General features: G+C 70.8%; 10 protein-coding genes. 4 read left to right on the top strand and 6 right to left on the bottom strand.

Annotation, left to right across the window (positions count from 1 at the left end; genetic code table 11):
- Both ACY34M_RS25665 and ACY34M_RS25660 read right to left on the bottom strand, forming a co-directional pair.
- Positions 1 to 499: DinB family protein (locus ACY34M_RS25665; protein ID WP_462720657.1), on the bottom strand; the 499-nt coding region annotated here is incomplete at its 3' end.
- Between the two features lie 51 nt (positions 500 to 550).
- Positions 551 to 1,519: a LysR family transcriptional regulator gene (locus ACY34M_RS25660; RefSeq protein WP_462720656.1), complete on the bottom strand. Its 969-nt coding sequence runs from the start codon at positions 1,517 to 1,519 to the stop codon at positions 551 to 553.
- A 167-nt stretch (positions 1,520 to 1,686) separates the two neighbouring features.
- Here ACY34M_RS25660 and ACY34M_RS25655 point away from each other — a divergent pair, with 167 nt between their 5' ends.
- Positions 1,687 to 2,805, top strand: a complete 1,119-nt coding sequence (locus ACY34M_RS25655) for a PrpF domain-containing protein (RefSeq protein WP_462720655.1) — start codon at positions 1,687 to 1,689, stop codon at positions 2,803 to 2,805.
- 43 nt (positions 2,806 to 2,848) lie between these two features.
- The gene (locus tag ACY34M_RS25650) at positions 2,849 to 4,102 is read left to right on the top strand and encodes an SLC13 family permease (RefSeq protein ID WP_462720654.1); all 1,254 of its coding nucleotides are present in this window, start codon (positions 2,849 to 2,851) and stop codon (positions 4,100 to 4,102) included.
- Positions 4,103 to 4,117: 15 nt separating this feature from the next.
- Here the strand turns inward: ACY34M_RS25650 and ACY34M_RS25645 are convergent, their stop codons facing one another.
- On the bottom strand, positions 4,118 to 4,519 hold the full coding sequence (locus tag ACY34M_RS25645; protein WP_462720653.1) for a MerR family transcriptional regulator: 402 nt from the start codon (positions 4,517 to 4,519) through the stop codon (positions 4,118 to 4,120).
- Positions 4,520 to 4,696: 177 nt separating this feature from the next.
- On the opposite strand from ACY34M_RS25645, the gene ACY34M_RS25640 reads away from it, so the two are divergent.
- Both ACY34M_RS25640 and ACY34M_RS25635 read left to right on the top strand, forming a co-directional pair.
- On the top strand, positions 4,697 to 6,214 hold the full coding sequence (locus ACY34M_RS25640) for a SulP family inorganic anion transporter (protein ID WP_462720652.1): 1,518 nt from the start codon (positions 4,697 to 4,699) through the stop codon (positions 6,212 to 6,214).
- Positions 6,215 to 6,263: 49 nt separating this feature from the next.
- Positions 6,264 to 6,734: a DUF3592 domain-containing protein gene (locus ACY34M_RS25635; protein ID WP_462720651.1), complete on the top strand. Its 471-nt coding sequence runs from the start codon at positions 6,264 to 6,266 to the stop codon at positions 6,732 to 6,734.
- Between the two features lie 13 nt (positions 6,735 to 6,747).
- Here the strand turns inward: ACY34M_RS25635 and ACY34M_RS25630 are convergent, their stop codons facing one another.
- Genes ACY34M_RS25630 through ACY34M_RS25620 form a run of 3 tightly spaced genes read right to left on the bottom strand, consistent with a single transcriptional unit; the run spans position 6,748 to position 7,950 of the window.
- Complete coding sequence (locus ACY34M_RS25630) at positions 6,748 to 7,140, bottom strand: VOC family protein (RefSeq protein ID WP_462720650.1); 393 nt, start codon at positions 7,138 to 7,140, stop codon at positions 6,748 to 6,750.
- A complete protein-coding gene (locus tag ACY34M_RS25625) occupies positions 7,137 to 7,445 on the bottom strand; it encodes an ArsR/SmtB family transcription factor (RefSeq protein WP_462720649.1) in 309 nt (102 codons plus the stop codon). Before ACY34M_RS25625 ends, ACY34M_RS25630 begins: the two co-directional genes overlap by 4 nt.
- Positions 7,446 to 7,500: 55 nt before the next feature.
- A complete protein-coding gene (locus ACY34M_RS25620; protein WP_462720648.1) occupies positions 7,501 to 7,950 on the bottom strand; it encodes a GlcG/HbpS family heme-binding protein in 450 nt (149 codons plus the stop codon).
- Positions 7,951 to 7,961 lie beyond the last annotated feature (11 nt).

The following is a 7,961-nucleotide window of genomic DNA, read 5'->3' as shown; positions in this document are numbered from 1 at the left end:
CGCCCACCGTGCCGTCGGCCATCTCCCGCAGGATGTCGATGTGTCCGTTGTGCCGGGACGTCTCCTCGATGAGGTGCATGAGGATCCAGCCGAGGGTGACGTGCGTACCGTCCCTGACCGGACGCTTCGCGGTGGTCAACAGGTCGGTCCCGGAGGCCAGTTCGCGGTAGCGGGCGCTCTGTTCCTCGTACTCGGCGACGAGTTGGGGGACCGGCGTCTGTGCGCCGAGGCGCATTTCGCGGTCGGGGTCCTCGTCGGTCCACGGGCCCGCGTCCTCCTCGCCGAGGAAGATCACCTGGATCCAGTGGTACTCCACCCACCTCAGGTGGTTGATCAGGCCGCCCAGCGTCATCAGGGGCGAGCCGGGCAGCGGCGCGGCGCCGCCGTGTTCCGGCGCGAGGCCCGTGCACTTGGCGACGGCCGTGGCGCGCGCGTAGTCGAGAAACGTCGTGAGCATCGTGCGCTCGTCCCAGGACGGCGGCATGTCGGTGCGGGTCATGGCGGGATCCTGGCATGGGACGGGCGCGATGGCGCGGCATTTTCCCGCGGGCTACGAGCGGCCGTTGCCCGCGCTGCGTACCGCCCCCAACTGCGTACGGTCCAGATCGGCGGTGGTGAACCGCTGCGCCACCGTGCGCAGCAGGCGGGCCATCGCGTCCGCGGGCGGCGTCGTGGCCCGGGCGGCGGCCCGCGCCAGGAGGATGCGGCGGGTCGGCGGGGCGGTGTCGGACGTGAGGGCGAGGAGGCGCACGTCGCTGCGGCGGCTGGTCAGGGCCAGGCGTGGGGCGAGCGCGATGCCCAGGCCCGCGGCGACCATGGCCTGGGCCTCCTGGTAGTCGTGCGACGCGTAGGCGATGCGCGGTTCGAAACCGGCGCGACGGCAGGAGCGGCGGAGCACGTCCGCGACGGGGTGATTGTCCGCGCGGATGATCCACTCCTCGTCGGCGAGGTCCGCCAGGCGCGGCGCACGGCGGGTACGGAGCGGGGAGTCGGCGGGCACGACCAGGACCGTCGGATCGTCGAGGAGATGGGTGAGGGCCAGCGCGTCGTCGTCGACGCGGTTCCACTCGTAGTCCCACAACAGCGCCTGCTCGACCTCGCCCGCGTGCAGCATGTCGCGCAGCTCGTCGAGGACCCCGGCGCGCACGACGGTCCGGATGCCGGGGTGGCGGCGGCGGAAGCGGGTGAGCGCGAGCGGCAGCAGCGAGGCGCTGGCGGTGGGGAAGGAGCCGAGCCTGAGGGTGCCCTGGTCCAGGTCGGCGAAGGCCTGCAAGTCGGCTTCCGCCGCGCCCAGTTCACGGCGGATGGTACGGCCGCGCTCGGCCAGGGCCGCGCCCGCGGGGGTGGTGCGGATGCCGCGCGGCAGACGCTCGACGAGTGGCTGTCCCGCCTCCCGCTCAAGGAGTGACATCTGCTGGGAGGCGGCGGAGGTGGTCATGCCCAGTTCAGCGGCCGCGGCGGTCAGCGATCCGCACTCGGCGGCCACGGTGAGCAGGAGCAGACGGCGGACGTTCAGCATGCCCCCCACTTTAGCTCAGCTAAAGCCTGGTGAAGGAAACCGCCATTGTGCCCAACCCGAGGCTCTGCGAAGGTCATGGCCACCGCCGCCGGGCCCACCGGAGCGCGACGCTCCCGGGGCCGTCACGGCCGGCGTCCCCTCGGTGCGATCAGAAAGAGCTCGAAGCTGTGCACACTCCCGCGACCCTGGTACGTGGCGGCACCAGCAAGTGCTGGTTGTTCAGTCAGGTGCATGTCCCAGCCGACCGCAGCGAGTTGGAGAAGCTGCTGGTCGCCGCGTACGGATCCACGGAACCCGTGGTGCTCGACGGCGTCGGCGGTGCCACCCCCACCACCTCCAAGGCGGCCGTCGTCGGTGTCTCGCGCGCACCTGGCGTGGACATCGACTACCTCTTCGCGCAGGTCGGCATCGGCACCGGGACCGTGGAGTGGACGAGCAACTGCGGCAACTGCGCGACCGGTATCGCACTGTACGCGGTGGCCAAGGGCCTGGTGCCCGTCACCGGCGACCGTACGCGGGTGGTGATGCGCAACAGCAACACCGGCGCGGTCCTGGAGGGCGTCGTGGACACCACCGGCGGCCGGGTGCACGAGTTCGGCGAGCAGCGGGTGCCCGGCACCCGGGCCGGCGGCGTGGCGGTCGGCCTCACCTTCCTCGACCCGGCGGGCGGCACCACCGGCTCGCTCCTGCCGACCGGGCGGACGAGCGACCGGCTGGCGCTGGGCGAGGCGGAGGTGCTGCGCGTCAGCATGGTCGACGCCGGCGCGCCCGTGGTGCTCGTGGACGCCCGCGCGGCGGGCCGTACCGGCGCCGAGGAGCCGGGCGGCGTGAGCGCCGACGTGCCCTGGCTGCGCGCGGTCCGCCGCGCCGCCGCGCCCCTGATGGGCCTGGTCCCGCCGGGCGGCGCACCCGGCGACGCGGTGCCCAAGGTGGGCCTGGTCGGCCCCGCGGTGCCGTACACCACCACAGCGGAGGAGAAGGTCCGGGCCGACGACTACGACGTCTCGGTGCGGATGCTCTCCATGAACGCCCCGCACCCCGCGATCGGCCTCACCTCGGCGGTCGCCGTCGCCGCGGCCGGCCTCCTGGAGGGCTCCGTGGTGTCACGGGCCATGGACGGACGGCCGGTCGGCGCGTGGCTGCGGCTGGGAACTCCCGCCGGGGTCGTGGCGGTTCGCTGCGACGACGTGCGCGACGGGGCGCCGGGGCGGGTCACCGTGCAGCGCGCGGCCCGACTGCTCGCCGATGCCCACATCTACGTACCGCAGGCCCGCAGGGCTTCCTGAACAGCGCACCCGTGCACATGCCCAATCCGGAACGAGGACAATGATGTCTCCTGAACTGATCTCCATAGGCGCCCTGTTGGTGATGTTCGTCGTCGGCACCGTGCTGCCGATCAACCTGGGCATACTCGCCTTCGTCGCGACGTTCGCCGTCGGCAGTGCCACGCTCGGCCTCACCGAGGAGCAGATCTTCGAGGGCTTCCCGGTGGAGCTGTTCGTGACGATCGTGGGGGTCACGTACCTGTTCTCGGTGGCCCGCCGCAACGGCACCATCGACCTGCTCGTCACCGCGGGCGTGCGGCTCGTCCGCGGGAAGGTCGCGCTCATCCCGTGGGTGCTGTTCCTGGTCGCGGCGCTGCTCACGGCGTTCGGCACCTTCACCCCGGCCGCCGTCGCGCTGCTCGTCCCGATCGGCATGAACTTCGCCTACCGGTACAAGCTCAACCCGCTGATGGTCGGCATGATGGTGATCAGCGGTGGACATGCGGGCGCGTTCTCTCCGCTCGCCGTGTCGGGTGCGCTCGTCCTCGGACTCGTCGACAAGACCGATCTGCACGTCTCGCCCGTGACCCTGTTCGCCGCCAGCTTCGCGATCAATCTCGTGCTGTCGCTGATCACGTACCTGTTCCTGTCCAAGCGCGAGGTGCCGCTGAGCGCGAGCGCCGAGGCGGCGGCCGAGGACGAGAACGAGGCAACCACCGGACGGCCCGACTGGCGGCAGTGGCTGACACTCGCCTTCCTCGTCGCGCTCGTGGTCGGCGCGCTCGGCTTCCAGCTGGAGATCGGTTTCCTGGCGCTCGTCGCGGGCGCCGTCCTCGCGCTGGTGGACATGAAGCGGCAGGAGAAGGCGGTCGACGGCATCAGCTGGTCCACCCTGCTCCTGGTCGCGGGCATGATGACCTACATCGCCATGCTGGAGAAGGCCGGCGTCATCGAGGACGTCTCCGAGCACGCGGCAGGTCTGGGCGCGCCGCTGGTCGTCGCGCTGCTGCTGTGCTTCACCGTGGCCGTCACCTCGGCCTTCGCCTCGTCCACCGCGATCCTCACGGCGATCATCCCCATCGCCGTACCGCTGCTGCTGTCGAGCCACCTCAACGCGGCCGGGCTGATCGCGGCCCTCGCGGTGTCCACCACCATCGTGGACACCTCACCGTTCTCCACGAACGGCGCCCTGGTCCTCGCCAACGCCCGGGGCGTCGACTCCCGGCGCTTCTACCGCCAGGTCATCAGCTACACGGGCGGCATCGTGGCCCTCGGCCCCGCCGTGGCGTGGGGCGTGCTGGTGCTGCCCTGGTCGTAGCGGGGGAGGGGCGGGCTACGTTCCCGCCCCGTCCAGCCGCTCCCGCAGCGTTCCCGCGAACTCCTCCGCGCGGCCCAGCTGTTTGCGCAGGTCCGCGACGCGGTCGGCCGCCGCCTGCTCGAAGTGGCGGACGCGGTCGAGGAGTTGCTCGCGCTCGGCGCCGTCCGGGGGCGGGGTCGCGTCGAGGCGGTCCGTGGCGTCCAGGAGGTCCCGCATCTGGTCGAGGGTGAAGCCCAGCGGCTTCATGCGGCGGATCACCATCAGGCGGGCCACGTCGTGCTCGGTGTAGAGGCGGAAGCCGCCCTGCGAGCGGGCGGACGGGATGACGAGGCCCGTCTCCTCGTAGTGCCGGATGGTGCGCAACGACAGCTCGGTCCGCGCGGCGACCTCGCCGATCTGCATGTGCTCGCTGCTCACGCGGCGCCTTTCTCCGTGTCTGCGTGGTGTCATCGGGGCCACAGTCGGCGACGCCGATCTCTACCCTAACGTTAGGGTAGAGTTGCTGGTCGTCAGGGTCGGCCGTGTGCCGCCCGTTCTCCCGCTCGCACAGGCCGCGTGACGCCGGCGTGCCCGACCACGACAGGTTACTTTCCCTTGTCCCCCTCCTCCGCCCCTCCCGCTCCGTCCCCGGCCGCCCGGCTGCGCGGTCTGCGCCCCGACTGGTGGTCCGACCCCAAGGTGTGGCGCACCGAGATCCTGGGCGGGCTCGTGGTGGGGCTCGCCCTGATCCCCGAGGCGATCTCGTTCTCGGTCATCGCGGGCGTCGATCCGCAGATCGGTCTCTTCGCCGCCTTCACCATGGCCGTGACCATCTCCGTCGTCGGCGGGCGGCGCGCCATGATCTCGGCGGCCACCGGCGCGGTCGCGCTGGTGATCGCGCCGCTCAATCGGGAGCACGGGTTCGGGTATCTGGTCGCCGCCGTCATCCTGGCCGGTGTCTTCCAGATCGTCCTCGGCGCGCTCGGCGTGGCCAAGCTGATGCGGTTCGTGCCGCGCAGCGTGATGGTCGGTTTCGTCAACGCGCTCGCCATCATGATCTTCATGGCGCAGGTGCCGGAGATGACGGACGTGCCGTGGGCCGTCTATCCGCTGATCGTCGGCGGACTCGCGCTGATGGTGTTCTTCCCGAAGGTCACCAAGGTCGTCCCGGCGCCGCTGGTCTCCATCGTCGTCCTCACCGTCATCACGGTCGCCGCCGGGATCGCGGTGCCGACCGTGGGCGACAAGGGCGCGCTGCCGTCCTCGCTGCCGGTGCCGGGGCTGCCGGACGTGCCGTTCACCTTCGAGACCCTGAAGATCGTCGCCCCGTACGCGCTCGCCATGGCGCTCGTCGGGCTCATGGAATCCCTGATGACGGCCAAGCTGGTCGACGAGATCACCGACAGCCGCTCGTCCAAGACCCGCGAGTCGATCGGTCAGGGCATCGCCAACATCGTCACCGGCTTCTTCGGCGGCATGGGCGGCTGCGCCATGATCGGCCAGACGATGATCAACGTAAAGGTGTCCGGGGCCAGGACCCGCCTGTCCACGTTCCTCGCGGGTGTGTTCCTGATGGTGCTGTGCGTGGTGTTCGGGCCGGTCGTCTCCGAGATCCCGATGGGCGCCCTGGTCGCCGTCATGGTGATGGTGTGCTTCGCGACGTTCGACTGGCACTCCATCGCCCCGAAGACCCTGAAGCGGATGCCGGCCGGCGAGATCGTCGTCATGGTGCTGACCGTCGTGGTCGTGGTCGCCACCAGCAACCTCGCCATCGGTGTCGTCGTCGGCTCGATCACCGCGATGGTGATCTTCGCCCGGCGCGTCGCCCACGTCGCGAACGTCACCTCGGTCACCGACCCCGACGGCGGACAAGTGGTCTATTCGGTCACCGGCGAGCTCTTCTTCGCCTCCTCCAACGACCTGGTGACCCGGTTCGACTATGCGGGCGACCCCGACAAGGTGGTCGTCGACCTCTCCGCGACCCATGTCTGGGACGCCTCCTCGGTCGCCGCGCTCGACGCGATCGGGGCCAAGTACGCGGAGCGCGGCAAAACCGTCGAGATCGTCGGCTTCAACCCGGACAGCGCCGCCCTGCACGGAAAGCTCAGCGGGGAACTCACCGGCAGCAGCTGAGTCCCGCTGCGATAGCCTCCCTGTTCTTTGGACAACGGGGAGGCACAACGTGCGGGTTCAGGCGCGGGGACGCAACGTTCGCAAGTGGGTCGTGCTGGGGGTGTCGGCGTTCGGCGGGATCTTCCTCGTCGTCGGCGTGATCCTGGCCTGGTCGTCGGTCTCGCTGCTGCGGGAGGGGGACCGCACCACCGGCACGGTCGTCTCCCTGCAGTGGCGCGACGAGGACATCGGCTCGTCCCGCAAGTCGCGAAGTCGCGACGAGCCCGCGGCGTACCCGGTCGTCGAGTTCGCCACGGCCGACGGCACCCCGCACACCTTCCGCAGCTCGACGGGCTCCAACCCGCCCGCGTACGAGGAGGGGGAGCGCGTCGAGGTGCTGTACCGGGCCGATGCCCCCGAGGACGCACGGATCAACGGATTCCTCGGACTGTGGCTGCTGCCGCTGATCTTCGGCGGGATCGGGCTGCTGGCCTCCGCGGTCGCCGCGGGCATCGCGCTCTTCGGGCGGCGCCGCGCCTGACCCGAACCCGGCGCTACTTCGGCTCGGTGGCGATCTGGATGAGATTGCCGCAGGTGTCGTCGAGCACGGCCGTGGTGACCGGGCCCATCTCCAGCGGCTCCTGCGTGAAGTGCACGCCGAGCGCGGTCAGCCGCTCGTACTCGGCCTGCACGTCGTCGACGGCGAACTGGGCGAGCGGGATGCCGTCCGCGATCAGCGCGTCCCGGTAGGGCTTGACGGCCGGGTGGCCCGAGGGCTCGAGGAGGAGCTCGGCGGCGTCGGGCTCCTCGGACGACACGACGGTCAGCCAACGGGCGCCGCCGCCCAGGTCCACGTCGTGCTTCTTCTTGAAGCCGAGGATCTCGGTGTAGAAGTGCGCCGCCTTGGCCTGGTCGTCGACGAAGACGCTGGTCATGTGGATCTTCATGGGGTGCTCTCTTCCGGTTCCTGCGTACGGGCTGCTGACTGGGGCCACCGCTCGGCTATCGCGCGCAGCGGGGCGGTGTTCAGCTCATGGAACTTGTAGCGACCCTCCCGCCTGGTCTCGACGAGCCCGGCCGCCTCCAGCACGGCGAGGTGCTGGGAGACGGCCTGCCGGGACAGGCTCAGCTGATGCCTCATGGTCAGCCGGGAGCAGATCTCGAACAGTGTCTGCCCCGACTTCTGCGTCAGCTCGTCGAGGATCGTGCGGCGGGTGGGGTCGGCCAGGGCTTTGAACAGGTCGTCGGCCACGACCCCAGCATAGGCAAGTCTTCGCTTGCCTATCAACCGGAAGAGGCTGCGGGCGTCACCGCGTGCGGACCGCCACCTTCTCCTCGAACGCGGCGAGCGCCGCCGCGCCCACCGCCTTGTCCTGGTCCCCATTGCCCCCGCTGACTCCCACGGCGCCGATGACCTGGCCCTCGTACACGATCGGGAAGCCGCCGACGAAGGCGGCGAAGCGGCCGGGGTGCATGTGCTGGATGCCGAACGCCTCGTTGCCGGGGAGGGCGGGGCCCTTCGGCTCCTCGTTGAACAGATGGGTGGCGCGCTGGTGGCCCGCCGCCGTGAACGCCTTCGCGATGGCGATCTCCACGCCGGTGAGACGGGCGCCCGTCATCCGGTGCAGGGCGATGGGGTGGGCACCGTCGTCGGCGATGCAGATCGTCTGCTTGACGCCGACCCGCGCGGCCTCGGCCTCCGCGGCCTCCAGCATGATCACGGCGTCTTCGAGGGTGAGGCGGTGGATGGTGTGCATGCGTTCCTCCC

The sequence above is a fragment of the Streptomyces sp. EDA2-14 genome (assembly GCF_054963755.1).
The sequence above is the reverse complement of the archived record's forward strand: the minus strand, read 5'-3'. Positions and strand labels throughout refer to the sequence as shown.